36 protein-coding genes are annotated in these 22,794 nt (G+C 70.8%); 4 read left to right on the top strand and 32 right to left on the bottom strand.

Going from position 1 to position 22,794, the window contains the following annotated elements; translation table 11 throughout:
• Window positions 1-21: 21 nt before the first annotated feature.
• The 32 genes from rpsK to rpsL all read right to left on the bottom strand — a co-directional run bounded on the left by rpsK (window position 22) and on the right by rpsL (window position 19,194).
• Entirely contained in the window at window positions 22-429 is a 408-nt protein-coding gene (gene rpsK / locus ACI797_RS20445) for a 30S ribosomal protein S11 (protein WP_014377968.1), read from the bottom strand.
• A gap of 99 nt (window positions 430-528) precedes the next feature.
• Entirely contained in the window at window positions 529-909 is a 381-nt protein-coding gene (rpsM, locus tag ACI797_RS20440) for a 30S ribosomal protein S13 (RefSeq protein WP_448626859.1), read from the bottom strand.
• A gap of 29 nt (window positions 910-938) precedes the next feature.
• Window positions 939-1,052 carry a 50S ribosomal protein L36 gene (gene rpmJ, locus ACI797_RS20435; RefSeq protein WP_012950458.1) on the bottom strand — a complete coding sequence of 38 codons (114 nt, stop codon included), beginning with the start codon at window positions 1,050-1,052 and terminating at the stop codon, window positions 939-941.
• A 67-nt stretch (window positions 1,053-1,119) separates the two neighbouring features.
• Window positions 1,120-1,341: a translation initiation factor IF-1 gene (gene infA, locus ACI797_RS20430; protein WP_012950459.1), complete on the bottom strand. Its 222-nt coding sequence runs from the start codon at window positions 1,339-1,341 to the stop codon at window positions 1,120-1,122.
• Between the two features lie 224 nt (window positions 1,342-1,565).
• Complete coding sequence (gene map, locus ACI797_RS20425; protein ID WP_456860828.1) at window positions 1,566-2,423, bottom strand: type I methionyl aminopeptidase; 858 nt, start codon at window positions 2,421-2,423, stop codon at window positions 1,566-1,568.
• A 13-nt stretch (window positions 2,424-2,436) separates the two neighbouring features.
• On the bottom strand, window positions 2,437-3,042 hold the full coding sequence (locus tag ACI797_RS20420) for an adenylate kinase (protein ID WP_456860826.1): 606 nt from the start codon (window positions 3,040-3,042) through the stop codon (window positions 2,437-2,439).
• Window positions 3,042-4,352: a preprotein translocase subunit SecY gene (secY, locus tag ACI797_RS20415; RefSeq protein ID WP_456539072.1), complete on the bottom strand. Its 1,311-nt coding sequence runs from the start codon at window positions 4,350-4,352 to the stop codon at window positions 3,042-3,044. The genes ACI797_RS20420 and secY overlap by 1 nt, the downstream gene beginning before the upstream one ends.
• Before the next feature lie 112 nt (window positions 4,353-4,464).
• Complete coding sequence (rplO, locus tag ACI797_RS20410; RefSeq protein WP_456539073.1) at window positions 4,465-4,908, bottom strand: 50S ribosomal protein L15; 444 nt, start codon at window positions 4,906-4,908, stop codon at window positions 4,465-4,467.
• 13 nt (window positions 4,909-4,921) lie between these two features.
• Window positions 4,922-5,104: a 50S ribosomal protein L30 gene (gene rpmD, locus ACI797_RS20405; RefSeq protein ID WP_456860823.1), complete on the bottom strand. Its 183-nt coding sequence runs from the start codon at window positions 5,102-5,104 to the stop codon at window positions 4,922-4,924.
• Between the two features lies 1 nt (window position 5,105).
• Entirely contained in the window at window positions 5,106-5,720 is a 615-nt protein-coding gene (rpsE, locus tag ACI797_RS20400) for a 30S ribosomal protein S5 (protein ID WP_456539075.1), read from the bottom strand.
• A 34-nt stretch (window positions 5,721-5,754) separates the two neighbouring features.
• On the bottom strand, window positions 5,755-6,162 hold the full coding sequence (gene rplR / locus ACI797_RS20395; RefSeq protein WP_456860822.1) for a 50S ribosomal protein L18: 408 nt from the start codon (window positions 6,160-6,162) through the stop codon (window positions 5,755-5,757).
• Window positions 6,162-6,701 carry a 50S ribosomal protein L6 gene (gene rplF, locus ACI797_RS20390; protein WP_456539077.1) on the bottom strand — a complete coding sequence of 180 codons (540 nt, stop codon included), beginning with the start codon at window positions 6,699-6,701 and terminating at the stop codon, window positions 6,162-6,164. The genes rplR and rplF overlap by 1 nt, the downstream gene beginning before the upstream one ends.
• A 15-nt stretch (window positions 6,702-6,716) precedes the next feature.
• The gene (gene rpsH / locus ACI797_RS20385) at window positions 6,717-7,121 is read right to left on the bottom strand and encodes a 30S ribosomal protein S8 (RefSeq protein ID WP_456539078.1); all 405 of its coding nucleotides are present in this window, start codon (window positions 7,119-7,121) and stop codon (window positions 6,717-6,719) included.
• A gap of 111 nt (window positions 7,122-7,232) precedes the next feature.
• A complete protein-coding gene (locus ACI797_RS20380; protein ID WP_113838243.1) occupies window positions 7,233-7,418 on the bottom strand; it encodes a type Z 30S ribosomal protein S14 in 186 nt (61 codons plus the stop codon).
• Between the two features lie 19 nt (window positions 7,419-7,437).
• On the bottom strand, window positions 7,438-8,022 hold the full coding sequence (rplE, locus tag ACI797_RS20375; protein WP_456539079.1) for a 50S ribosomal protein L5: 585 nt from the start codon (window positions 8,020-8,022) through the stop codon (window positions 7,438-7,440).
• Between the two features lie 5 nt (window positions 8,023-8,027).
• Entirely contained in the window at window positions 8,028-8,396 is a 369-nt protein-coding gene (gene rplX / locus ACI797_RS20370) for a 50S ribosomal protein L24 (protein ID WP_456539080.1), read from the bottom strand.
• A gap of 2 nt (window positions 8,397-8,398) precedes the next feature.
• On the bottom strand, window positions 8,399-8,767 hold the full coding sequence (gene rplN / locus ACI797_RS20365) for a 50S ribosomal protein L14 (RefSeq protein WP_012950472.1): 369 nt from the start codon (window positions 8,765-8,767) through the stop codon (window positions 8,399-8,401).
• A 176-nt stretch (window positions 8,768-8,943) separates the two neighbouring features.
• The gene (gene rpsQ, locus ACI797_RS20360; RefSeq protein ID WP_456860817.1) at window positions 8,944-9,252 is read right to left on the bottom strand and encodes a 30S ribosomal protein S17; all 309 of its coding nucleotides are present in this window, start codon (window positions 9,250-9,252) and stop codon (window positions 8,944-8,946) included.
• Window positions 9,249-9,482, bottom strand: a complete 234-nt coding sequence (gene rpmC / locus ACI797_RS20355) for a 50S ribosomal protein L29 (protein ID WP_456539082.1) — start codon at window positions 9,480-9,482, stop codon at window positions 9,249-9,251. Before rpmC ends, rpsQ begins: the two co-directional genes overlap by 4 nt.
• On the bottom strand, window positions 9,482-9,898 hold the full coding sequence (gene rplP / locus ACI797_RS20350) for a 50S ribosomal protein L16 (protein ID WP_456539083.1): 417 nt from the start codon (window positions 9,896-9,898) through the stop codon (window positions 9,482-9,484). The genes rpmC and rplP overlap by 1 nt, the downstream gene beginning before the upstream one ends.
• A 5-nt stretch (window positions 9,899-9,903) precedes the next feature.
• Window positions 9,904-10,821, bottom strand: coding sequence for a 30S ribosomal protein S3 (rpsC, locus tag ACI797_RS20345; protein ID WP_456539084.1), 918 nt, complete (start codon window positions 10,819-10,821; stop codon window positions 9,904-9,906).
• Window positions 10,821-11,294, bottom strand: coding sequence for a 50S ribosomal protein L22 (gene rplV, locus ACI797_RS20340; RefSeq protein WP_456860815.1), 474 nt, complete (start codon window positions 11,292-11,294; stop codon window positions 10,821-10,823). Before rplV ends, rpsC begins: the two co-directional genes overlap by 1 nt.
• A gap of 17 nt (window positions 11,295-11,311) precedes the next feature.
• The gene (rpsS, locus tag ACI797_RS20335; RefSeq protein ID WP_089402109.1) at window positions 11,312-11,593 is read right to left on the bottom strand and encodes a 30S ribosomal protein S19; all 282 of its coding nucleotides are present in this window, start codon (window positions 11,591-11,593) and stop codon (window positions 11,312-11,314) included.
• Window positions 11,594-11,616: 23 nt separating this feature from the next.
• Window positions 11,617-12,450, bottom strand: a complete 834-nt coding sequence (gene rplB / locus ACI797_RS20330; RefSeq protein ID WP_456539086.1) for a 50S ribosomal protein L2 — start codon at window positions 12,448-12,450, stop codon at window positions 11,617-11,619.
• Between the two features lie 43 nt (window positions 12,451-12,493).
• Complete coding sequence (rplW, locus tag ACI797_RS20325; RefSeq protein WP_456860813.1) at window positions 12,494-12,796, bottom strand: 50S ribosomal protein L23; 303 nt, start codon at window positions 12,794-12,796, stop codon at window positions 12,494-12,496.
• Window positions 12,793-13,758 carry a 50S ribosomal protein L4 gene (gene rplD / locus ACI797_RS20320; protein ID WP_456860811.1) on the bottom strand — a complete coding sequence of 322 codons (966 nt, stop codon included), beginning with the start codon at window positions 13,756-13,758 and terminating at the stop codon, window positions 12,793-12,795. The genes rplW and rplD overlap by 4 nt, the downstream gene beginning before the upstream one ends.
• On the bottom strand, window positions 13,755-14,417 hold the full coding sequence (gene rplC / locus ACI797_RS20315) for a 50S ribosomal protein L3 (protein WP_456539089.1): 663 nt from the start codon (window positions 14,415-14,417) through the stop codon (window positions 13,755-13,757). The genes rplD and rplC overlap by 4 nt, the downstream gene beginning before the upstream one ends.
• Window positions 14,418-14,432: 15 nt before the next feature.
• Window positions 14,433-14,738, bottom strand: a complete 306-nt coding sequence (rpsJ, locus tag ACI797_RS20310; protein ID WP_014742859.1) for a 30S ribosomal protein S10 — start codon at window positions 14,736-14,738, stop codon at window positions 14,433-14,435.
• A gap of 125 nt (window positions 14,739-14,863) precedes the next feature.
• Entirely contained in the window at window positions 14,864-16,057 is a 1,194-nt protein-coding gene (gene tuf, locus ACI797_RS20305; protein ID WP_456860808.1) for an elongation factor Tu, read from the bottom strand.
• 89 nt (window positions 16,058-16,146) lie between these two features.
• On the bottom strand, window positions 16,147-18,246 hold the full coding sequence (gene fusA, locus ACI797_RS20300; RefSeq protein ID WP_456540937.1) for an elongation factor G: 2,100 nt from the start codon (window positions 18,244-18,246) through the stop codon (window positions 16,147-16,149).
• 101 nt (window positions 18,247-18,347) lie between these two features.
• On the bottom strand, window positions 18,348-18,818 hold the full coding sequence (gene rpsG, locus ACI797_RS20295; RefSeq protein ID WP_456540938.1) for a 30S ribosomal protein S7: 471 nt from the start codon (window positions 18,816-18,818) through the stop codon (window positions 18,348-18,350).
• Window position 18,819: 1 nt separating this feature from the next.
• A complete protein-coding gene (rpsL, locus tag ACI797_RS20290; RefSeq protein WP_012950487.1) occupies window positions 18,820-19,194 on the bottom strand; it encodes a 30S ribosomal protein S12 in 375 nt (124 codons plus the stop codon).
• A gap of 581 nt (window positions 19,195-19,775) precedes the next feature.
• Here rpsL and ACI797_RS20285 point away from each other — a divergent pair.
• Genes ACI797_RS20285 through ACI797_RS20270 form a run of 4 tightly spaced genes read left to right on the top strand, consistent with a single transcriptional unit; the run spans window position 19,776 to window position 22,743 of the window.
• Window positions 19,776-20,729 (top strand): hypothetical protein, encoded by a 954-nt coding sequence (locus ACI797_RS20285; RefSeq protein WP_456860805.1) that lies wholly within the window; start codon window positions 19,776-19,778, stop codon window positions 20,727-20,729.
• A 24-nt stretch (window positions 20,730-20,753) separates the two neighbouring features.
• Window positions 20,754-20,972, top strand: a complete 219-nt coding sequence (locus ACI797_RS20280) for a hypothetical protein (protein WP_456540940.1) — start codon at window positions 20,754-20,756, stop codon at window positions 20,970-20,972.
• A 59-nt stretch (window positions 20,973-21,031) separates the two neighbouring features.
• Window positions 21,032-22,072: an LLM class F420-dependent oxidoreductase gene (locus ACI797_RS20275; protein ID WP_456860803.1), complete on the top strand. Its 1,041-nt coding sequence runs from the start codon at window positions 21,032-21,034 to the stop codon at window positions 22,070-22,072.
• Between the two features lie 2 nt (window positions 22,073-22,074).
• Window positions 22,075-22,743 (top strand): SIMPL domain-containing protein, encoded by a 669-nt coding sequence (locus tag ACI797_RS20270; RefSeq protein ID WP_456860801.1) that lies wholly within the window; start codon window positions 22,075-22,077, stop codon window positions 22,741-22,743.
• Window positions 22,744-22,794 lie beyond the last annotated feature (51 nt).

Raw genomic sequence — 22,794 nt, 5'->3', positions numbered from 1 at the left:
GTTCGTCTCGTCAGTGGCCGGTCAGACCCGGCGACGCTTCTTCGGGCGGCAGCCGTTGTGCGGCTGCGGGGTGACGTCCTGGATCTGGCCCACCTCGAGGCCGGTGGCCTGCAGCGAGCGGATCGCGGTCTCCCGGCCCGAGCCCGGGCCCTTGACGAAGACGTCGACCTTGCGCATGCCGTGCTCCTGCGCCTTGCGGGCGGCGTTCTCCGCGGCCATCTGCGCCGCGAACGGCGTGGACTTGCGCGAGCCCTTGAAGCCGACGTGGCCGGCGGAGGCCCAGCTGATCACGTTCCCGTTGGGGTCGGTGATCGACACGATCGTGTTGTTGAACGTGCTCTTGATGTGCGCGGCGCCGTGGGCGACGTTCTTCTTCTCCTTGCGGCGGACCTTCTTGGCGCCGGCCGCAGCGCGAGCCCTGGGAGGCATGAGTCTTTTCCGTGTCCTTCTGACGAATGGCCAAGAACAGCGCGCCGCGCGCGGTCGCTCCCGCCCTCTCGGGGTAGCTGCGACCGCGCGCGTGGCGGCTTACTTCTTGCCGGCCTTCTTCTTGCCGGCGATGGTCTTGCGCGGGCCCTTGCTCGAGCGCGCGTTGGTGCGGGTGCGCTGGCCGTGGACCGGCAGCCCGCGGCGGTGGCGGAGCCCCTGGTAGCAGCCGATCTCCACCTTGCGGCGGATGTCGGCGGCCACCTCGCGGCGGAGGTCACCCTCGACGCGGAAGTGCTCGTCGATGTAGTCGCGGAGCCTCAGCAGGTCCTCGTCGCCGAGGTCCTTGACGCGCAGGTCGGGGCTGACGCCCGTCGCGGCCAGGGTCTCCTTGGCGTGGGCCTTGCCGATGCCGTAGATGTACGTGAGCGCGATCTCCATCCGCTTCTCGCGGGGCAGGTCGACGCCGGCCAGTCGTGCCATGTTCTAGGTACTCCCAGTCCTGTTCCGACTCAGCCCTGGCGCTGCTTGTGCCGGGCGTTGTCGCAGATGACCATGACCCGGCCGTGCCGGCGGATCACCTTGCACTTGTCGCAGATCTTCTTCACCGACGGCTGGACCTTCACCGGTGCCGCCCCTCATTCCTTCTGATCGGGCCACCCTCGCGCGCCGCGGTGCGCGGCGCGCCGGTGGTCACTTGTAGCGGTAGACGATGCGACCGCGGGTCAGGTCGTAGGGCGAGAGCTCCACGACCACGCGGTCCTCGGGCAGGATGCGGATGTAGTGCTGACGCATCTTGCCGCTGATGTGGGCGAGCACCCGGTGCCCGTTCTGCAGCTCGACCCGGAACATCGCGTTGGGCAGCGGCTCGACGACGCGACCCTCGACCTCGATGGCCCCGTCCTTCTTCGCCATGCCCGACACGGCCTCCTGATTCGATCTGCGCCCACGCCGGAACCCGGCGGTGGACGCGCGGTGGTTTGCAGAACTGGTGGTGCCTGACGTCCTCGCGAGGGCGCCCTGCGTCACGCGGCCACAGCACGACGACAGAGCGGCGCGAACGCCACAGGCCACTGTACCCCGCTGCCCCAGCCGTCACCAACCCGGGTCGGGGGTGACGAGCAGCGCAGCGACTTCCGTCAGCGACGGACCGTGACGCCGTGGGGCGCCAGCCCCGCGGCCCCGCCGTCCTCGGCGGTGAGGACCCACGGGCCCTCGGGGGTGATCGCCACCGTGTGCTCGAAGTGCGCGGCGCGCGAGCCGTCCTTGGTGACGACCGTCCAGCCGTCCTCGAGCTCGGCGGTCGCCGGGTCGCCCACGGTGACCATCGGCTCGATGGCGAGCACCAGCCCGGGCACCAGCTTGGGGCCGCGGCCGGGGCGGCCGTAGTTGAGGACGTGCGGGTCCTGGTGCATCTCGGTGCCGATGCCGTGGCCGCCGTAGTGGTCGACGATCCCGTACGGGTGCGCCTCGGCGGTGATGACCTCCTCCACGGCGTGGCTGATGTCGGTCAGCCGGCCGCCGGCGACGGCCCGCGCCAGGCCCGCCCACATCGACCGCTCGGTGACGTCGAGCAGCGCCGCGTCCTCCGGCGAGGGCTCCCCCACCGTCACCGTGACCGCCGAGTCGCTGTGCCAGCCGTCGAGGATCGCGCCGCAGTCGATGGAGATGTTGTCCCCCTCGGCCAGCCGGCGGTCGGGGTTCGGGATCCCGTGGACGATCTCGTCGTTGATCGACGCGCAGATGGTGCCGGTGAACCCGTGGTAGCCGAGGAAGTTTGGCACCGCGCCGTGGGAGCGGATGTAGTCCTCGGCGACGGCGTCCAGCTCCTTGGTGCTCACCCCGGGGCGGACGGCGGCCTTGACCGCCTGCAGCGCCCCGAAGGTGATCAGCCCGGAGGCGCGCATGAGCTCGATCTCGTGCGGTGTCTTGATCTGGATCATGCGTCCACTCCACTTCGCCAGCAGCGGGATGCGGGCCAGGAGCTCGTTACCCATTCCCGCGCTGCCCTCAGTCTGCGCGCAGCTGCGCGCCGTCCGACCGACCCAGCGCGGCCATCGCGCGGGCGGTGACCTCCTCGATCTCGCCGATGGCGTCGATCCGCGAGAGGAGGCCTTCGGACTCGTAGAACCCGGACAGCGGGGCCGTCTGTTCCCGGTACACCTCGAGCCGGTGGCGGACGGTCTCCGGCTTGTCGTCATCCCGCTGCACCCACTGGCCGTCGACGAGCATGCGCCGCCCGGACAGCCGGCGGACCAGCTCGTCCTCGTCGACGACGAGCTCGAGCACGCGGTCGAGGGCGCCACCGAGCTCGACGAGCGAGGCGCGCAGCTGCTCGGCCTGCGGGATGGTGCGGGGGAAGCCGTCGAGCAGGAACCCGGCCTTGGCGTCGGGCTCGGCCAGCCGGTCGCTGACCATGGCCACGGTGATCTCGTCGGGGACGAGGTCGCCGGCGTCCATGTAGACCTTGGCCTGCCGACCCAGGTCGGTCTTGCCGCTGACGTTGGCGCGGAAGATGTCGCCGGTCGAGATGGCCGGGACGCCGAGCCGCCCCGCGATGATCTGCGCCTGCGTGCCCTTGCCGGCCCCCGGCGGCCCGAGCAGGACGACGCGCACTACTTCAGGAACCCTTCGTAGTTGCGCTGGTTCAGTTGCGTCTCGATCTGCTTCACCGTCTCCAACCCCACTCCGACCATGATGAGCACCGCGGTCCCGCCGAACGGGAAGTTCTGGTTCTGCCCCTGCTGCGTGATGGACAGGAAGAAGTTCGGCAAGACTGCCACGAGCCCGAGGTAGATCGAACCCGGGAGGGTGATCCGGGAGAGCACGTACTGCAGGTACTCGGCCGTCGGCCGGCCGGGACGGATGCCGGGGATGAAGCCGCCGTAGCGCTTCATGTCGTCGGCCCGCTCCTCCGGGTTGAAGGTGATCGACACGTAGAAGTACGTGAAGAACACGATCAGGCCGAAGTACAGGGCGATGTGGAACGGGCTGCTCTGGTCGATGACGTAGGTCTCGAAAAACTGCCGGACCGGGCCGGTCTCGTCGCCCTGCAGCTGGGTGATCAGCTGCGGCAGGTACAGCAGGGACGACGCGAAGATGACCGGGATGACGCCGGCCTGGTTGACCTTGAGCGGCAGGTAGGTGGAGGTGCCGCCGTACATGCGGCGGCCGACCATGCGCTTGGCGTACTGCACGGGGATGCGCCGTTGCGCCTGTTCGACGTAGACGACCGCACCGATGATCAGCAGGGCCAGCAGGCAGATGAGCGTGAAGACCAGCACGCCGCGGGTCTGCAGGATCGAGCCGCCCTCGGCCGGGATCCGCGCCGCGATCGAGGTGAAGATCAGCACGGACATGCCGTTGCCGATCCCCTTCTCGGTCAGCAGCTCGCCGAGCCACATGATGACGGCGGTGCCGGCGGTCAGCGCGGTCACCAGGATGACCGTCGTCCACACCGAGTCGTCGGGGATGATCTCCTGCTGGCACTCGGGGAACAGCTGGCCGCTGCGGGCCAGCGCGATGATGCCGGTGCTCTGCAGGATCGCCAGGGCGATCGTCAGGTAGCGGGTGTACTGAGTCAGCTTCTGCTGGCCCGACTGCCCTTCCTTCTTCAACTGCTCGAACCGCGGGATGACCACCACCAGCAGCTGGATGATGATGCTGGCCGTGATGTACGGCATGATCCCGAGCGCGAACACCGACAGGCGCAGCAGCGCCCCGCCGGAGAACAGGTTCACCAGCGAGTAGACGTCGCGCTGGGCGCCCTGGCTGGCGGCGTCGAGGCAGCTGTTGATCGCGGCGACCGACACACCGGGACCGGGCACGCTCGCGCCCAGGCGGTACACGGCGATGATCGCCAGGGAGAACAGCAGCTTGCGCCGGAGGTCTGGCGTCCGGAACGCCGCGGCGAACGCCTGCAGCACGTGCCCTCCCCTGGTCGGTCGTTCGAGATTAGCAACGTGCCCGGCCACTCCTGTGGAAGGCCGGGCAGCACGTGACCCCGAGGCGGGAGAGCCGCCCCGGGGTCACCGTGGTTCAGATGAGGGTGGTGCTGCCCCCGGCAGCGGCGATCTTCTCGGCGGCGGACGACGAGAAGCCGTGCGCGTGCACGTGCACCTCGATGCCGCCCAGGTCGCCGGTGCCGAGCACCTTGACCGGCTGGCCGCGGCGGACCGCGCCCGCCTCGGCCAGGCTGTCGGGGTTGATCGAGCCGCCGTTCGGGAACAGCGCCGCGATCCGGTCGAGGTTGACGACCTGGAAGACGACCTTGTTCGGGTTCTTGAACCCGGACAGCTTCGGCAGCCGCATGTGCAGCGGCGTCTGGCCACCTTCGAAGCGGGCGGAGACGTTGCCCCGCGCGCCGGTGCCCTTCGTGCCGCGGCCGGCGGTCTTGCCCTTGGAGCCCTCACCGCGACCCACGCGGGTCTTGGGGGTGTGGGCGCCCTTGGCCGGGCGCAGGTGGTGGACCTTGAGAGTCATCGTGATTCCCTGCTCAGCTGATCTCTTCGACGCGCACCAGGTGCGGCACCGTCGCGACCATCCCGCGGATCTCGGGACGGTCCTCCTGCACGACCGAGTCGTTGATCCGCTTCAGGCCCAGGGACCGCAGCGTCTGCCGCTGGTTGGGCTTGGTGCCGATCGCCGACCGGATCTGGGTGACCTTCAGCTGCGCCATCTCAGACCCCCTGGCCCGCACGCGCGCGCAGCATGGCGGCCGGAGCGACGTCCTCGAGCGGCAGACCGCGGCGGGCCGCGATCTCCTCGGGGCGCACGAGGTCCTTCAGCGCCTGCATCGTGGCGTGCACGATGTTGATCGGGTTCGACGAGCCCAGGCTCTTGGAGAGCACGTCGTGGATGCCCGCGCACTCCAGGACGGCGCGCACCGGGCCACCGGCGATGACACCGGTACCGGGGCTGGCCGGCTTGAGCAGCACGACGCCGGCCGCCGCCTCACCCTGCACGGGGTGCGGGATGGTGCTGGCGATGCGGGGCACCTTGTAGAAGTGCTTCTTGGCCTCCTCGACGCCCTTGGCGATGGCCGCGGGCACCTCCTTGGCCTTGCCGTAGCCGACGCCCACGGTGCCGTCGCCGTCGCCCACGACCACCAGCGCGGTGAAGCTGAAGCGCCGACCGCCCTTGACGACCTTGGACACGCGGTTGATGGCCACCACGCGCTCGATGAAGTTGCTCTTCTCGGCGGGAGCGCCTCCCTGGCCCCGCCCGCCGTCACGACGGTCGCGGCGGTCGTTGCCGCCGCCGGCGCCGCCGCCGCGTCGCTGTGGTCCTGGCATCAGACGTCCCTCTCGATCAGTTCAGAAGCGTTCATCAGAAGTCCAGCCCGCCCTCGCGGGCGCCGTCGGCCAGGGCGGCGATCCGCCCGGCGTAGCGGTTGCCACCGCGGTCGAAGACGACCGCGGTGATGCCGGCCGCCTGGGCGCGCTCGGCGACCAGGGCGCCGACCTTGCGGGCGAGGGCGGACTTGTCGCCCTCGCTGCCGCGGATGTCGGCGTCCAGCGTCGAGGCGCTCACCACGGTGCGGCCGACGGTGTCGTCGACGACCTGCACGTGGATGTGCCGCGAGCTGCGGTTGACCACCAGACGGGGGCGCTCCGGCGTGCCGGAGACCCGCTTGCGCAGCCGGGTGTGGCGACGCAACCGCGAGACGCGGCGCGCGGTGCTGACGTCGGTGCCGACGGGCTTGTGCACCCGCGCGGTCTTCTCTGCCTGAGCCATCACTTACCCGTCTTCCCGACCTTGCGCTTCACGACCTCGCCCTGGTACCGCACACCCTTGCCCTTGTAGGGGTCGGGCTTGCGGAGCTTGCGGATCTTGGCCGCGACCTCGCCGACCTGCTGCTTGTCGATGCCCTCGACCCGGAACCGGGTGGGCGCCTCGACCGTGAAGGTGATGCCCTCGGGGGCCTTCACCGGCACCGGGTGGCTGTACCCCAGCGCGAACTCCAGGTCCGACCCGCGGGCCTGGACGCGGTACCCCACGCCGACGATCTCCAGGGTCTTGCTGTAGCCCTGGGTGACGCCGGTGATCATGTTGGCGATGAGCGTCCGGGACAGGCCGTGCAGGGCACGGCTGTCGCGCTCGTCGTCCGGCCGCTTGACCAGGAGGGTGCCGTCCTCACCGCGCTCGACGGTGATCGGGGCCGCGACGGTGTGCGAGAGGGAACCCTTGGGGCCCTTCACGTTCACCGTGCGGCCGTCGATGGCGACGTCCACACCACCGGGCACCGGAATCGGCAGTCGTCCGATCCGTGACATCTTCGCTCGCTCCTCTTACCAGACGTAGGCGAGGACTTCCCCGCCCACGCCCTTCTTGGTCGCCTGCTTGTCGGTCAGCAGCCCGCTGGAGGTGGAGATGATCGCCACCCCGAGGCCGCCCAGGACCTTGGGCAGGGAGTTCGACTTGGCGTACACCCGCAGACCGGGCTTGGAGACCCGCCGGACGCCGGCGATGCTCCGCTCGCGGTTGGGGCCGTACTTCAGGTCGACGACGAGCTCCTTGCGGACGGTGCCGTCCACCTCGACCTCGTTGACCTTCCAGCCGGCGATGTAGCCCTCCTGCTGGAGGATCTCGGCGATGTGCGTCTTCAACTTCGACGACGGCATGGTCGCGGAGTCGTGGTACGCGGAGTTCGCGTTGCGGAGCCGCGTCAGCATGTCCGCGATCGGGTCGGTCATCGTCATGACGGTGTGGTGCCTCTCTCGCCGCGGTTCCGCGTGCGCCGGGTCTCTCGGGACTTGGCGCGGGGCCTGTCGGCGATCAGTACTGCTCGAACAGTGAGGTGGTGCTTACCAGCTGGACTTGCTCACGCCGGGGAGCTCCCCGGCGTGCGCCATCTCCCGCAGGCAGATCCGGCACAGGCCGAACTTGCGGAAGACCGCGTGCGGACGCCCGCAGCGCTGGCAGCGGGTGTAGCCGCGGACCGCGAACTTCGGCTTGCGGGCCGCCTTGTTGATGAGAGCCTTCTTGGCCATCGGTATCTCCTGCCCCGGCTCAGCGGGTGGTCGTGACGACGGGCTGGCCGGCGAAGGGGAAGCCGAGCTGGCGGAGCAGCTCGCGACCCTCCTCGTCGGTCGTGGCGGTGGTGACCAGTGTGATGTCCATGCCGCGCGGCCGGTCGATCTTGTCCACGTCGATCTCGCGGAACATCGACTGCTCGGTCAGGCCGAACGTGTAGTTGCCGTTGCCGTCGAACTGCTTGGCGTTCAGGCCGCGGAAGTCACGGATGCGGGGCAGGGCGAGGGACAGCAGGCGGTCGAGGAACTCCCACATGCGGTCGCCGCGCAGGGTGACCTTGGCGCCGATCGGCATGCCCTCGCGCAGCTTGAACTGCGCGATGGACTTGCGGGCCCGCACGACGGCCGGCTTCTGGCCGGTGATGGCGGTGAGGTCGCGGACCGCGCCGTCCATCAGCTTCGCGTCACGGGTCGCCTCGCCGACGCCCATGTTGACCACGATCTTGGTCAGCCGCGGGATCTGCATGACGTTCTGGTAGCCGAACTCCGACTGCAGCGCCGGCACGATCTCCGCGCGGTAGCGCTCGAGCAGCCGGGGCAGCTCACGGGTGGGTGCGCTCATGGTCCTCAGAGATCCTTACCGGTGCGCCGCGAGACCCGGACCTTGCGGCCTTCTTCGTCGATGCGGTAGCCGACCCGGGTCGGCTTGTCCTCGGAGTCGATCACCATCACGTTGCTCACGTGGATGGGCGCCTCCTGCGTGACGATCCCGCCCTGCTGGGCACCGCGCTGGCTGGTGCTGATGCGCGTGTGCTTCTTGATCCGGCCGACGCCCTCGACGAGCACCTTCTGGATCTGGGGGTAGGCGGCGATGACGCGGCCCTTGGCGCCCTTGTCCTTGCCGGACAGCACCAGGACGGTGTCGCCCTTCTTGACCTTCATGGACGGCGCCTTGGCGCGGCTGGTCGCGGCCTTCTGCTTCTTCGTGACGGCCATGGTCACAACACCTCCGGGGCGAGCGAGATGATCCGCATGAAGCGCTTGTCGCGCAGCTCGCGGCCGACCGGGCCGAAGATGCGGGTCCCGCGCGGGTCGCCGCTGTCGCGGATGATCACCGCGGCGTTCTCGTCGAATCGGATGTAGGAACCGTCCGGACGACGCCGCTCCTTCACCGTGCGGACGACGACCGCCTTGACGACGTCGCCCCGCTTCACACCGGCCCCGGGCAGCGCGTCCTTCACGGTGGCGACGATGACGTCACCGATGCCCGCGTAGCGTCGCCCGGAACCGCCGAGCACCCGGATGCAGAGGATCTCCTTTGCCCCGGTGTTGTCGGCGACTCGCAGTCGCGACTCCTGCTGGATCACGTCCCTACTCCTATGTCTTCGTACTTCTGCTGTAGGCCCTGGGGCCGCGGCTGCGCGTCGGGGGCCGACGTTCCGCCGCTCTCGTCACGCGCAGACGGCCGGAGGCGAACCGCCCCGGCCGTCGGGTCCGTGGAAGGCCGGCCCGAGGTGGGCCGACCGTCCACGGTACCTGGTCCTTACTTGGCCTTCTCGAGGACCTCGACCAGCCGCCACCGCTTGGTGGCCGACAGCGGCCGGGTCTCCATGATCTGCACGCGGTCGCCGACGCCCGCGACGTTCTGCTCGTCGTGGGCCTTCAGCTTGCTCGTGCGGCGGAGGACCTTGCCGTAGAGGCCGTGCTTCACGCGGTCCTCGACCTCGACGACGATGGTCTTCTCCATCTTGTCGCTGACCACGAGGCCCTCGCGGACCTTGCGGTAGCCACGGCCGGCCAGGCCGGGGCCCGTCGCGACGGACTCGTTCACAGGCGTCTCGGGGCTGCTCATGCCACACCCTCGTTCGGGGCGACGGACAGACCGAGCTCGCGCTCGCGCATGATCGTGTAGATCCGGGCGATGTCGCGGCGCACCGTCTGCAGTCGCCGGTTGTTGTCCAGCTGGCCGGTGGCCACCTGGAAGCGGAGGTTGAACAGCTCTTCCTTCGACTCGCGCAGCTTGGAGGCCAGCTCGTCGGCGGAGAGCTCACGCAGCTCCGGAGCGGTCAGACCGGCAGCCATCACACCTCTCCTTCACGCGTGATGAAGCGGCACTTCATCGGCAGCTTGTGGATCGCGCGGCGCATGGCCTCGCGGGCCACCGGCTCGGCGACGCCGGACAGCTCGAAGAGCACGCGACCGGGCTTCACGTTGGCCACCCACCACTCCGGGGAGCCCTTGCCGGAACCCATGCGGGTCTCGGCCGGCTTCTTGGTCAGCGGGCGGTCCGGGTAGATCGAGATCCAGACCTTGCCGCCACGGCGGATGTGCCGCGTCATGGCGATACGGGCCGACTCGATCTGCCGGTTGGTCACGTAGGCCGGCTCCAGCGCCTGGATGGCGTAGTCACCGAAGTTGATCTCGGTGCCGCCCTTGGCGCGCCCGGAGCGGCTCGGGTGGTGCTGCTTGCGGTGCTTGACCCGCCGAGGGATCAGCATGGGGATCAGGCCTCCGTGTTCTCGGCACCGGCCGACTCGGCGGCGGCGGTGCCCTCGGCGCCGGCGGCCTCGCCGACGCTCTGCGCGGGTGCGACGTCGCCGGAGGTGGCGGCGACGGCGCTGGTGGTGTCGACCTCGGGCGCGGCCGGGGCGTCGGTGGACTCCGCCGCGGCGCGACCGGCCTCGGTGCCGCCGGCGGTGGTGCCGGACGAACCCGAGCGGCGCGGGCGCTGCGAGCGCTCGCGGCGCTGCTGCCGGGCGGCCAGGGCCTCGAGGGCCTCGCGCTCGGCGCGGGAGCCGCTCACGTCGCCCTTGTAGATCCAGACCTTGACGCCGATGCGGCCGAAGGTGGTCCGGGCCTCGTACAGGCCGTAGTCGATGTTCGCGCGCAGCGTGTGCAGCGGCACACGACCCTCGCGGTAGAACTCCGACCGGCTCATCTCCGTGCCGCCGAGGCGGCCGGAGCACTGCACCCGGATGCCCTTGACCTGCGGGCTGCGCTGGGCCGACTGCATGGCCTTGCGCATGGCGCGGCGGAAGCTCACGCGGCTGGAGAGCTGCTCGGCGACGGCCTGGGCGACCAGCTGCGCGTCGGCCTCGGGGTTCTTCACCTCGAGGATGTTGAGCTGGACCTGCTTGCCCGTCAGCTTCTCGAGCTCACCGCGGATGCGGTCGGCCTCCGCGCCGCGGCGGCCGATGACGATGCCCGGCCGGGCGGTGTGGATGTCGACGCGGACGCGGTCGCGGGTGCGCTCGATCTCCACCTTGGAGATGCCGGCCCGCTCCATGCCCTTGCTCATGAGCTTGCGGATGGCCACGTCTTCCTTGACGTAGTCCTTGTACAGCTTGTCGGCGTACCACCGGGACTTGTAGTCGGTGGTGATGCCGAGCCGGAACCCGTGCGGGTTGACCTTCTGACCCACTAGCGGGTCCCTCCCCTCGTGTTGCTCTTACGGCCGGTCTGCTGGGTGGCCGGCCCCGACTGGCCGGTGTCCCGCCGCGCCTTGCGCGACTTGGACGCCAGCTCCGGGCTGACGGTCACCTCGCTCACCTCGACGGTGATGTGGCTGGTCCGCTTGTTGATGCGGTACGCGCGCCCCTGGGCACGCGGGCGGATCCGCTTCATCGTCGGGCCCTCGTCCACGAACGCGGCGCTGACCACCAGGGCCTGCGGGTCGAGCCGCAGGTTGTGCTCGGCGTTGGCCACCGCGCTGGCGACGACCTTGGCCACCGGCTCGCTGGCGGCCTGCGGCGCGAAGCGCAGCAGGGCGAGCGCCTCGTCGGCGGGCAGGTAGCGGATCAGCTCCACCACCCGGCGGGCCTTCATCGGGGTCACGCGGACGAACCGGGCCGTAGCCCGGGCGACCGGTGCCTCCTGTCCCAACTGGGAAGTCATGGTGATCTCTCTCTACCTCAGCCGCGCCGCGACCGGCGGTCGTCCTTGACGTGCCCACGGAACGTGCGCGTGGGCGCGAACTCGCCGAGCTTGTGCCCGACCATCGCCTCGGTCACGAACACCGGGACGTGCTTGCGGCCGTCGTGCACGGCGATCGTGTGCCCGAGCATGTCGGGGATGATCGTCGAGCGCCGCGACCAGGTGCGGATGACGGTCTTGGTGCCCTTCTCGTTCTGCGCGTCCACCTTCTTGAGCAGGTGGTCGTCGACGAACGGGCCCTTCTTCAGGCTGCGTGGCATCTCTGTCGGACTCCTCTACCCGCTCAGCGCTTCTTGTTGGCGCGCCGGCGGCGCACGATCATGGCGTCGGAGGCCTTGCGCTTGCGCGTGCGGCCCTCGGGCTTGCCCTTCGGGTTGACCGGGTGGCGACCACCGGAGGTCTTCCCCTCACCACCGCCGTGCGGGTGGTCGACCGGGTTCATGGCGACACCGCGGACGGTCGGGCGCTTGCCCTTCCACCGCATGCGGCCCGCCTTGCCCCAGTTGATGTTCGACTGCTCGGCGTTGCCCACCTCGCCGACGGTCGCGCGGCAGCGCACGTCGACGTTGCGGATCTCCCCCGACGGCATGCGCAGCTGCGCCAGCCGGCCCTCGCGGGCGACGAGCTGGACGCTGGTACCGGCCGAGCGGGCGATCTTCGCCCCGCCGCCCGGACGCAGCTCGATGGCATGAACAACGGTGCCGACGGGGATGTTCCGCAGCGGCAGGTTGTTGCCCGGCTTGATGTCGGCCGAGGGGCCGCACTCGACGGTGTCGCCCTGCTTGAGCCGGGCCGGCGCGAGGATGTAGCGCTTCTCGCCGTCGGCGTAGTGCAGCAGCGCGATCCGCGAGGTGCGGTTCGGGTCGTACTCGATGTGCGCGACCTTGGCCGGCACCCCGTCCTTGTCGGCCCGGCGGAAGTCGATCACCCGGTAGGCGCGCTTGTGCCCGCCGCCCTGGTGCCGAGCCGTCACCTTGCCGTGGACGTTGCGCCCGCCGCGGCCGTGCAGCGGCCGGACCAGCGACTTCTCGGGGTGGTCGCGGGTGACCTCGGCGAAGTCGGCGACGCTCGAGCCACGCCGGCCCGGCGTCGTCGGCTTGTACTTGCGGATAGCCATTACTGGTTCCCTTGTGTCCTTCGTCCCTGGTCGCTCAGGCGCCTCAGGCGCCCGGGCCGCCGAAGATCTCGATGCGGTCGCCCGGCGCGAGCGACACGATGGCGCGCTTGGTGTCCTTGCGCTTGCCCATCCGGTTGCCGCGGCTGCGCTTGCGCTTGCCCTGACGGTTGACCGTGTTCACGCCGAGGACCTTCACGTTGAAGACCTGCTCGACAGCGATCTTGATCTGCGTCTTGTTCGCCTCGGGGAGGACCAGGAACGTGTACTGGTTCTCGTCCAGGAGGCCGTAGCTCTTCTCGGAGATGACCGGGGCGAGCAGGACGTCCCGGGGGTCGCGGACGCTCATGCCTTCTCCTCGGTGCTCGCGTCGGTGGTGCCGTCCTCGGTGGGCGCGGTGGCGTCGGCACCGGCGTTGGCGGCCTCGGCCTGCGCGGCCGGGGCCGCGGCGGCCTCCTCGGCGGTGGCCGGGGCGGCGTCCTCGGGGGTCGCGGCCCTCGGCTGCGCCCCGTCGGTGGCGGCCCTCGTCGCCGCGGCCGGCTCGGCCGGCGCCTCGCCGAGGTCGAGGTCGGTGGTGCCCTCGCCCTCGATCGACGGGATGGCGCCGGGGATGTGCGGTGTGGTCAGGTCGGGCTTGTCGACGCCGGCGTCCCGACCCCGGGCCGGGCCGGCGACGAACTCGGCGAGCGCGGCCTCGGTGAAGACCACGTCGTCGGCGTTGAGGACGTCGTAGGTGTTCAGTTGGCCGGCCTCGAGCAGGTGCACCCGCGGCTCGTTGCGCAGGCTGACCCAGTTGAGGACGTCGTCCCGGTCGAGGACGACGAGCACCTTCTTGGCGTCGGTGACGGCGCTGAGCGTGGCGATGGCGGCCTTGGTCTTCGGGGCGTCCCCGTCGACGAAGGTGCTCACCACGTGCACGCGGCCCTCGCGGGCCCGGTCGGAGAGGGCACCGCGCAGGGCGGCGGCCTTCATCTTCTTGGGCGTCCGCTGGCTGTAGTCGCGCGGCTGCGGGCCGTGGACGGTGCCACCGCCCTCGAACTGCGGCGCGCGGGTCGAGCCCTGGCGGGCGCGGCCGGTGCCCTTCTGCCGGTACGGCTTGGCGCCACCGCCGCTGACCTGACCACGCGTCTTGGTCGCGTGGGTGCCCTGGCGGGCCGCGGCCAGCTGGGCCACGACCACCTGGTGGATCAGGGCGACGCTGGCGGTCGTGTCGAACAGCTCACCGGGCAGCGTCGCGGTGCCGGAGGTCTCCCCCGCCGGCGTGCGGACGTCGACCGTGCGGTCGGTCCGGCTCTGCGTTGCGCTGGTCACTTCTCACTCCCCACGGGGCCGCCCTTGACGGCCGAACGGACGAGCACCAGGCCGCCCTTCGGGCCGGGGATGGCGCCCTTGATCAGCAGCAGACCGCGCTCGGTGTCCACCTTGTGGACGTTGAGCGACAGGGTCGTGGTCTTCACCGCACCCATGCGGCCGGCCATGCGCAGGCCCTTGAACACGCGGCCCGGGGTGGACGCGCCACCGATGGAGCCGGGCGAACGGTGCTTGCGCTGCGTGCCGTGCGCGGCGCCGAGGCCGCGGAAGCCATGGCGCTTCATGACACCGGCGGTGCCCTTGCCCTTGCTGGTGCCGATGACGTCGACCTTGGCCACGCCGTCGAACACCTCGGCGGTCAGCTCCTGGCCGACCTCGTAGGTGGAGGCGTCCTCGGTGCGCAGCTCGACCAGGTGCCGGCGCGGGGTCACACCCGCCTTGGCGAAGTGCCCGCCCTCGGGCTTGTTCACCTTGCGCGGGTCGATCTCGCCGAACCCGAGCTGGACGGCCGAGTAGCCGTCGCGCTCCGGGGTGCGCACCTGGGTGACCACGCACGGCCCGGCCTTGACGACGGTCACCGGCACGATGCGGTTGTTCTCGTCGAAGACCTGGGTCATGCCCAGCTTCTCTCCGAGGAGGCCGCGGAATGTGCTCGCCATGTCTGCTGAAAGCCCTTACTGGATGTTGACGTCGACCGAGGCCGGCAGGTCGATGCGCATGAGCGCGTCGACCGTCTTCGGTGTCGGGTCGAGGATGTCGATGAGGCGCTTGTGCGTGCGCATCTCGAAGTGCTCGCGCGAGTCCTTGTACTTGTGCGGCGAGCGGATGACGCAGTACACGTTCTTCTCCGTCGGCAGCGGCACCGGGCCGACGACGCGCGCACCGGTCTTGGTCACCGTGTCGACGATGCGCCGCGCCGAGGCGTCGATCGCCTCGTGGTCGTAGGCCTTCAGCCGGATGCGGATCTTCTGTCCCGCCATCGCTGTTCTTCGCTCCTGCCGATCGGTATGTCTGTCGCTGGGGTGGGTCCGGGTGGACCGGGCTGGGTCCTGTGGACCCGGGAGACGGGCGGCGGCCGGGAGGGCCGCCGCCCGTCTGCGGGGTGCTACTTGATGATCTTCGTGACGCGACCGGCGCCGACGGTGCGGCCACCCTCACGGATGGCGAACCGCAGGCCCTCCTCCATGGCGATCGGCTGGATCAGCTCGACCGTCATCTCGGTGTTGTCGCCCGGCATGACCATCTCGGTGCCGGCGGGCAGGGTCACGACGCCCGTGACGTCCGTGGTCCGGAAGTAGAACTGCGGACGGTAGTTGTTGAAGAAGGGCGTGTGACGGCCACCCTCGTCCTTCGAGAGGATGTAGACCGAACCCTCGAAGTTGGTGTGCGGGGTGATCGAACCCGGCTTCACGACGACCTGACCGCGCTCGACGTCCTCGCGCTTGATGCCGCGGAGCAGGAGGCCGACGTTGTCACCGGCCTGGCCCTGGTCGAGCAGCTTGCGGAACATCTCGACGCCGGTGACGGTGGTCTTGGTCGACGACGGGCGGATGCCGACGATCTCGACCTCCTCCGACACCTTGACGATGCCGCGCTCCACGCGACCGGTCACGACGGTGCCGCGGCCGGTGATGGTGAAGACGTCCTCGACGGGCATGAGGAACGGCTTGTCGATCTCGCGCTGCGGCTCGGGGATCGCCGTGTCGACGGCGTTCATGAGCTCCATGAGCTTGTCGGCCCACTCGGCGTCGCCCTCGAGGGCCTTGAGCGCCGAGACGCGGACCACGGGGACGTCGTCACCCGGGAACTCGTACTCGGAGAGCAGCTCGCGGACCTCCAGCTCGACGAGCTCGAGGATCTCCTCGTCGTCGACCATGTCGGCCTTGTTCAGCGCCACGACGATGTAGGGGACGCCGACCTGGCGGGCCAGGAGGACGTGCTCCTTGGTCTGCGGCATCGGGCCGTCGGTGGCGGCGACCACGAGGATGGCGCCGTCCATCTGCGCCGCACCCGTGATCATGTTCTTGATGTAGTCGGCGTGACCGGGGCAGTCAACGTGCGCGTAGTGCCGCGCCTCGGTCTGGTACTCGACGTGGGCGATCGAGATCGTGATGCCGCGGGCCTTCTCCTCGGGCGCCTTGTCGATCTGGTCGAAGGCCGACGCCTCGTTGAGGTCCGGGTACTTGTCGTGCAGCACCTTGGTGATCGCGGCAGTCAGCGTGGTCTTGCCGTGGTCGATGTGCCCGATGGTGCCGATGTTGACGTGCGGCTTGGTCCGCTCGAACTTGGCCTTGGCCACTGGGTTCCTCTCCTCGTGGTGACGCAGGTGGTGCGTGCTCTAGGGGTGGGCGGTGCGCGGGGGCCGGCGGGACGTGCCCGCCGGCGGGGTCATTCGCCGGTGGCCTTGGCGATGATCTCCTTGGCCACGTTCTGCGGGACCTCGGCGTACGAGTCGAACACCATGGTGTAGCTCGCCCGCCCCTGGGTGCGGCTGCGCAGGTCGCCCACGTAGCCGAACATCTCCGAGAGCGGGACCAGGGCCCGGACGACGCGGGCGCCGGAGCGCTCCTCCATCGCCTGGATGATCCCGCGCCGGGAGTTCAGGTCGCCGATGACGTCACCCATGTAGTCCTCGGGCGTGACGACCTCGACGGCCATGAGCGGCTCGAGCAGGGCCGGGTCGGCCTTGCGCGCGGCCTCCTTGAAGACCATCGAGCCGGCGATCTTGAAGGCCATCTCCGAGGAGTCGACCTCGTGGTACTGGCCGTCGACCAGGGTGGCCTTGATCCCGACCACGGGGTAGCCGGCGAGGATGCCGTACTGCATGGCGTCCTGGATGCCCTGGTCGACCGAGGGGATGTACTCCTTCGGCACGCGGCCACCGGTGACGGCGTTCTCGAACTCGTAGGTGGCCGAGTCACCGCTGATGGGCAGCGGCTCCAGGGTCACCTGGACCTTCGCGAACTGGCCGGAGCCACCGGTCTGCTTCTTGTGCGTGTAGTCGTACTTCTCGACCTTGCGGCGGATCGTCTCGCGGTAGGCCACCTGCGGCTTGCCGACGTTGGCCTCGACCTTGAACTCGCGCCGCATGCGGTCGACCAGGATCTCCAGGTGGAGCTCGCCCATGCCGGAGATGACGGTCTGCCCGGTCTCCTCGTCCTGGTGGACGCGGAAGGTCGGGTCCTCCTCGGCCAGCTTCTGGATGGCCGTGGACAGCTTCTCCTGGTCGGCCTTCGTCTTCGGCTCGATCGCGACGTCGATGACCGGGTTCGGGAAGGTCATCGACTCGAGGATCACCGGGTGCTGCGGGTCGGACAGCGTGTCACCCGTGGTGGTCTGCTTCAGGCCCACGACGGCGACGATCTGCCCGGCGCCCACGCCCTCGCGCTCCTCGCGCTTGTTGGCGTGCATCTGGTAGATCTTGCCGATCCGCTCCTTGCGGTCCTTGGTGCTGTTGAGCACCGGGGACCCGGAGGAGACCTTGCCCGAGTAGACGCGGACGTAGGTCAGCTTGCCGAGGTGCTGGTCGGTCTGGATCTTGAAGGCCAGGCCGGAGAACGGCTCGCTCTCGTCGGCGTGCCGGACGACCTCGGTCTCGCCGTCCAGCGCGGTGCCGACGATCGCCTCGATGTCCAGCGGGCTGGGCAGGTAGTCGACGACCGCGTCGAGCAGGGGCTGGACGCCCTTGTTCTTGAACGCGGTGCCGGTGAGGACCGGGTTGACCTGGCCGGCGATGGTGGCCTTGCGGATGGCGGCCTTCAGCGTCTCGACCGTGATGTCCTCGCCACCGAGGTAGGACTCCATGAGGGCGTCGTCGGTGTCGGCGACGGCCTCGAGCAGCTTCTCCCGGTACTCGGCGGCCTGGTCGGCGAGCTCGGCCGGGATCTCCTCGACCGCGTAGTCCTCGCCCATCTGGGTCTCGCCGCGCCACGTGAGCGCGCGCATCCCGACCAGGTCGACGACGCCGATGAAGTCGGCCTCGGCACCGATCGGCAGCTGCAGGACCACGGGGTTGGCGCCCAGCCGCTCGACCATCATGTCGACGCAGCGGAAGAAGTCGGCACCGGTGCGGTCGAGCTTGTTGACGAAGCACATCCGCGGGACGCCGTACTTCTCGGCCTGCCGCCACACCTGCTCGGTCTGCGGCTCCACGCCGGCGACGCCGTCGTAGACCGCGACCGCACCGTCGAGCACCCGCAGCGACCGCTCCACCTCGACGGTGAAGTCGACGTGCCCGGGGGTGTCGATGATGTTGATGTCGTGGCCGTTCCAGGAGCACTTCGTCGCGGCGGACGTGATGGTGATGCCGCGCTCCTGCTCCTGCTCCATCCAGTCCATCGTGGCGGCGCCGTCGTGGACCTCACCGATCTTGTAGTTGATACCGGTGTAGAAGAGGATGCGCTCGGTCGTCGTGGTCTTGCCGGCGTCGATGTGCGCCATGATCCCGATGTTGCGGGTCTTGGCGAGCTGGGCCTGGGTGTCGGCCATGTCCTTACTCCTCTTGCTGTCAGTCCACGTGCGGGGTGTCCGTGCGCGGGTGCCGGGGGTGTCCCGGCGTTCCCGCGGTCAGCGGGGCCGCTGGACCTGCGTCACCAGCGGTAGTGCGCGAAGGCCTTGTTCGACTCGGCCATCTTGTGGGTGTCCTCGCGGCGCTTGACCGCCGCACCCAGACCGTTGCTCGCGTCGAGCAGCTCGTTCATCAGGCGCTCGGTCATCGTCTTCTCCCGACGGGCCCGGCTGTACTGGATGAGCCAGCGCAGGCCGAGGGTGGTGCTGCGGGAGGCGCGGACCTCGACCGGGACCTGGTAGGTCGCACCACCGACGCGGCGGCTGCGGACCTCGAGGGCCGGCTTGACGTTGTCCAGCGCACGCTTGAGCGTCACGACCGGGTCGGTGTCGGTCTTCGCCCGGCAACCCTCGAGGGCGCCGTAGACGATCGACTCGGCGACCGAGCGCTTGCCGTCGACGAGAACCTTGTTGATCAGCTGCGTCACCAGCGGCGACTGGTAGACCGGGTCGGCGACCAGCGGACGGCGCGGCGCGGGGCCCTTGCGCGGCATGTCAGCTCTTCTCCTTCTTCGCGCCGTACCGGCTGCGAGCCTGCTTGCGGTTGCGGACACCCTGGGTGTCCAGCGAGCCGCGGATGATCTTGTAGCGGACGCCGGGGAGGTCCTTCACACGGCCGCCGCGCACGAGCACCATCGAGTGCTCCTGCAGGTTGTGGCCGACGCCCGGGATGTAGGCGGTCACCTCGATGCCGCTGGTGAGGCGGACACGGGCGACCTTGCGCAGCGCCGAGTTGGGCTTCTTCGGCGTCGTCGTGTAGACGCGCGTGCACACGCCACGGCGCTGAGGGGAACCCTTCAGCGCCGGGGTCTTGGTCTTCTCGACCTTGTCCTCGCGGCCCTTGCGGACCAGCTGGTTGATCGTGGGCATGAGCGGCCTGGATCTCCTACCTGCGCTGGGTCGTGCTCTGGAAGTCGTGCTGTGCTGTGGTGCTCGGTGGTGCCGGCCCTGCTCGGGTCGTGACCGGCGCCAGGCCGCCCTGCATCGTCCGGCCCACGCGGTCGGGCGTGTCGCCCTTCCCCGGAACCGGCCGCTGTCGACGGACCGGATCGGTCGCCCCTCGCGACTCGGCGCCGCCTCCCCGGCCTCGACCGGGGGGACCCCGGTGTCCGTGAGGACACCCAGGCGCACCGCGAACGGGAGCAGGCCCAGGACACCCTGGGCACGGCTGACCACGATACCCGCGCCGAAGAGGCCGGTGCAAACCGGGTCCCCTTGTCGACCGGGACCCGCGCCCGCACCCGCCGGAGCGGGCCTCGCCGGGGTCAACGCACGGCACCCCGGACGCCTTCCCGGATGCGGGAGGACGTGGCCGGCTGTGGCGCAGCTCTCCCCCGGGCCGCGACGACAGTACCCCTCCGCCGGGCCGCGTGGGGCGGAGGTGGGCGGGACTGTCGGACCCCCGCCGTAGCGTTCGAGTCGTCCGATCCCGTTCCGGCACCGGAGGTCTCGTGCTCCTCGACTCGGCCCGCGAGCTCAAGGCCCGCATCCTCGCCGGCGTCCGCGCCGTCCCGGCCGCGCGCGAGGCCGGGGCGCCCCCCGGGCTCCGGGTGGCCGTCGGCCTGGCGCCGGAGGGGAAGGGGCGCGCACGGGTCGCGGTGCGCCTGGGCTCGGCCGCCGACCGCGAGCTGCTCCCCGACCTGGGCGCCGCCGCGGCGGCCGAGGTGGAGCTGCGCGTCATCGGCCCGGTGCGCCCCCTCTCCTCCCCCGCGCCCGGCGAGCTGCAGGCCCGCGTGCGGCCGCTGCGGCCGGGCCTGTCGGTCGCGCACCCCTCCGTCACAGCGGGAACCCTGGGCGGCTTCGTCCGGCTGGACGGCCGGCTGGCGGTGCTGTCGAACAACCACGTGCTCGCGGCGAGCGACGCGGCGGCCATCGGCGACCCGGTGCTGCAGCCGGGGCCCGCCGACGGTGGCGTCGAGACCGACCGGATCGCGACCCTGGCGGCCTTCCACCGCTTCACCGAGGAGCCGAACCCGGTGGACGCCGCGGTGGCCGTGCTCGACGGCGGCGTCGAGGCCGAGCCGGGCGACCTGCCCGGCGGCCCGCTGGACGGCGTGGTGGCGGCGAGCGCCGACATCGATCCCGACGAGCTGGTCGAGAAGGTGGGGCGCACGACCGGGCACACGCGGGGCCGGGTGTCCGCCGTGGAGGTCGACGGGGTCGCCGTCCAGTACGACGAGGCGGTGCACGTCTTCGACGACCAGGTCGAGATCGAGGGGCTGACCGGCGCGTTCAGCGCCGGGGGCGACAGCGGCTCGGTGATCTGGCGCAGCAGCGACCGGGCGCCCCTGGCCCTGCTCTTCGCCGGCAGCGAGCAGGGTGGCAGTGCCGGCGGCGGGGTGACCTTCGCCAACCCGCTGGCCACGGTGCTCGACCTGTTCGGGGTGCAGTGGGTGTCGTCCTGACGCGCTGAGGGGCACCATGGGTGCGTGAGCCCCGATCGAGCGACCGCGCGCGCGGCCAAGAGCGCCCTCGCCCAGCGCCTGTCCGCCGAGCCGGCGGTCGTCGGGATCGGGCTGTCGCGCGCCGCCGGCGGCTACGTGCTCAAGGTGAACCTGGCCGACGCCGCGGCGGCCGGCCGGGTCCCCGGTGTCGTGGACGGCGTCCGGGTGGTCACCGAGGTCGTCGGGGCCGTCCGCCCGCTGTGAGCTCCCGCTACGGTCGCTGAGGACGCCGACGAGGGCGTCCCGAGACCGAGGGAGTGCACGTGCGCATCGGCATCCAGGCCAGCTACGCCGGGGGGTTCCAGCAGACGGCGGCGGAGATCCGCGACCTGGAGGCCGCCGGACTCGACGTCGCGCTGGTCTCGGAGGTCTACACCTTCGACGCGGTCAGCCAGCTGGGCTACCTGGCGGCGGTGACCGAGCGGGTGCAGCTGATGAGCGCCATCTTCCCCATCTACAGCCGCACGCCGGCCCTCACCGCGATGACCGCGGCCGGGCTGGACTTCGTCAGCGACGGCCGCTTCATCCTCGGCCTGGGCGCGTCCGGTCCGCAGGTCATCGAGGGCTGGCACGGCCTGCCCTACGACGCGCCGCTGCAGCGCACCCGCGAGGTCGTCGAGATCTGCCGGCAGGTGTGGCGGCGCGAGCGGCTGGAGCACCACGGCAAGAAGTACGACATCCCGCTCCCGGCGGAGCAGGGCACCGGCCTGGGCAAGCCGCTGAAGCTGATCAACCACCCCGTGCGCGAGCGCATCCCGGTGATGCTGGCCGCCATCGGGCCCAAGAACGTCGAGCTCGCCGCCGAGATAGCCGAGGCCTGGCAGCCCATCTGGTTCCACCCCGAGCGGGCGGCGGACATGTGGGGCGAGTCCGTCGCGGCGGGCAAGGCCAAGCGGGATCCCGCGCTGGGCGAGCTGGACATCGTCGTCGGCGTGCCGGTGGCGATCGGCGAGGACGTCGACGCGCTGCACGACGCCGTCAGGCCGCACCTGGCGCTCTACGTCGGCGGCATGGGCGCGCGCGGCAAGAACTTCTACAACGACCTCGCCGTCCGCTACGGCTACGAGGCGGAGGCACGGGAGGTGCAGGACCTCTACCTGTCGGGCAAGAAGGACGAGGCGGCCGCCGCGCTGCCCGAGGAGCTGGTGCGGGCCGTGTCGCTGATCGGTTCGGAGTCCTACGTCGCCGAGCGGGTCGCCGCGCTGGCCGAGGCGGGGGTGACGACGCTCAGCCTGCAGCCGCTGGACGACAGCCCGGAGGGCCGGCTGCGCACCGTCGAGACGATGCGCCGCATCGCCGGCTGACGATGACCACGCCCGGCGTCCCCACCGTCGCCGTCCGGGGGTCGTGGACCGGCGAGGTGCCGCCGGAGCTGGCCCGCGTGCGGATCGCCGTCGGCGCCCGGTCCGGCGACCGGGCGCAGGCGCTGCGCGACCTCACCCGGCGGATCGAGGAGGTCCGGACAGCGCTCGGCGGCTACGGCGCGGCCGTCGAGGCGGTCGAGGCGGGGGCGCTGTGGGCGCGGCCGCAGTTCAAGGACGGCCGGCCCCGGGAGCGGGTCACCGGGTACGTCGCCGGGTCGCAGCTGACCGTGGTCGTCGTCGACCACTCCGTGCTGGGCGACCTGCTGCTGCGGTTGGCCGACCGGGAGATGCTCGCCCTCGAGGGCCCGTTCTGGGAGCTGCGCCCCGGCAGCGACGCGCACCGGCGGGCGCGAACGGAGGCGGTGCGGGACGCGCGGCGCCGGGCCGAGGAGTACGCCGCCGCCCTCGGCACGCGGCTGACCGGCCTGGTGGAGCTGGCGGACGAGGGGATGCCGGGCCACGAGGGGTTCGCCATGGCGCCGGCGATGTTCAGCCGGGCAGCGCACGACAGCGTCGCCGACGAGGTGCACTTCGAGGTGGAGCCGGTGCCGCAGCGGGTGCACGCCGCCGTCCTGGCCCGCTTCACCTGCACCCAGCCCGACCTGGGCTGACGAACGCGGAAGGGCCCGCAGGCGCGAAGCCTGCGGGCCCTTCTCGTGAGG

The organism is Geodermatophilus sp. SYSU D00691 (genome assembly GCF_054050275.1).
Note: the sequence above shows the minus strand (reverse complement) of the source record. Positions and strands in the feature narration are given on the sequence as shown.

Bases quoted from the DNA above. Each gene is read 5' to 3' on its own strand.
- rpsH (WP_456539078.1), bottom strand. From the start codon at position 7,121: ATGACCGACCCGATCGCGGACATGCTGACGCGGCTCCGCAACGCGAAC.
- rplC (WP_456539089.1), bottom strand. From the start codon at position 14,417: ATGGCGAGCACATTCCGCGGCCTCCTCGGAGAGAAGCTGGGCATGACC.
- rpsS (WP_089402109.1), bottom strand. From the start codon at position 11,593: ATGCCACGCAGCCTGAAGAAGGGCCCGTTCGTCGACGACCACCTGCTC.
- rplF (WP_456539077.1), bottom strand. From the start codon at position 6,701: ATGTCACGGATCGGACGACTGCCGATTCCGGTGCCCGGTGGTGTGGAC.
- rpsE (WP_456539075.1), bottom strand. From the start codon at position 5,720: ATGCCAGGACCACAGCGACGCGGCGGCGGCGCCGGCGGCGGCAACGAC.
- rplR (WP_456860822.1), bottom strand. From the start codon at position 6,162: ATGGCTCAGGCAGAGAAGACCGCGCGGGTGCACAAGCCCGTCGGCACC.
- rpsJ (WP_014742859.1), bottom strand. From the start codon at position 14,738: ATGGCGGGACAGAAGATCCGCATCCGGCTGAAGGCCTACGACCACGAG.
- rplB (WP_456539086.1), bottom strand. From the start codon at position 12,450: ATGGCTATCCGCAAGTACAAGCCGACGACGCCGGGCCGGCGTGGCTCG.
- map (WP_456860828.1), bottom strand. From the start codon at position 2,423: ATGGGTAACGAGCTCCTGGCCCGCATCCCGCTGCTGGCGAAGTGGAGT.
- rpsQ (WP_456860817.1), bottom strand. From the start codon at position 9,252: ATGAGCAGCCCCGAGACGCCTGTGAACGAGTCCGTCGCGACGGGCCCC.
- ACI797_RS20270 (WP_456860801.1), top strand. From the start codon at position 22,075: ATGACCACGCCCGGCGTCCCCACCGTCGCCGTCCGGGGGTCGTGGACC.
- rplV (WP_456860815.1), bottom strand. From the start codon at position 11,294: ATGACTTCCCAGTTGGGACAGGAGGCACCGGTCGCCCGGGCTACGGCC.
- rplW (WP_456860813.1), bottom strand. From the start codon at position 12,796: ATGAGCGTCCGCGACCCCCGGGACGTCCTGCTCGCCCCGGTCATCTCC.
- rpsM (WP_448626859.1), bottom strand. From the start codon at position 909: ATGGCACGACTGGCCGGCGTCGACCTGCCCCGCGAGAAGCGGATGGAG.
- rpmD (WP_456860823.1), bottom strand. From the start codon at position 5,104: ATGGCGCAGCTGAAGGTCACCCAGATCCGGTCGGCGATCGGCACCAAG.
- rplE (WP_456539079.1), bottom strand. From the start codon at position 8,022: ATGAGCGCACCCACCCGTGAGCTGCCCCGGCTGCTCGAGCGCTACCGC.
- rpsL (WP_012950487.1), bottom strand. From the start codon at position 19,194: ATGCCCACGATCAACCAGCTGGTCCGCAAGGGCCGCGAGGACAAGGTC.
- rplX (WP_456539080.1), bottom strand. From the start codon at position 8,396: ATGGCCGTCACGAAGAAGCAGAAGGCCGCGACCAGCCGCGCCAAGGCG.
- rplO (WP_456539073.1), bottom strand. From the start codon at position 4,908: ATGACTCTCAAGGTCCACCACCTGCGCCCGGCCAAGGGCGCCCACACC.
- rplP (WP_456539083.1), bottom strand. From the start codon at position 9,898: ATGCTGATCCCTCGGCGGGTCAAGCACCGCAAGCAGCACCACCCGAGC.
- rpsK (WP_014377968.1), bottom strand. From the start codon at position 429: ATGCCTCCCAGGGCTCGCGCTGCGGCCGGCGCCAAGAAGGTCCGCCGC.
- fusA (WP_456540937.1), bottom strand. From the start codon at position 18,246: ATGGCCGACACCCAGGCCCAGCTCGCCAAGACCCGCAACATCGGGATC.
- ACI797_RS20380 (WP_113838243.1), bottom strand. From the start codon at position 7,418: ATGGCCAAGAAGGCTCTCATCAACAAGGCGGCCCGCAAGCCGAAGTTC.
- infA (WP_012950459.1), bottom strand. From the start codon at position 1,341: ATGGCGAAGAAGGACGGGGCCATCGAGGTCGAGGGTCGCGTCGTCGAG.
- rpsG (WP_456540938.1), bottom strand. From the start codon at position 18,818: ATGCCGCGCAAGGGCCCCGCGCCGCGCCGTCCGCTGGTCGCCGACCCG.
- rpmC (WP_456539082.1), bottom strand. From the start codon at position 9,482: ATGGCTGCCGGTCTGACCGCTCCGGAGCTGCGTGAGCTCTCCGCCGAC.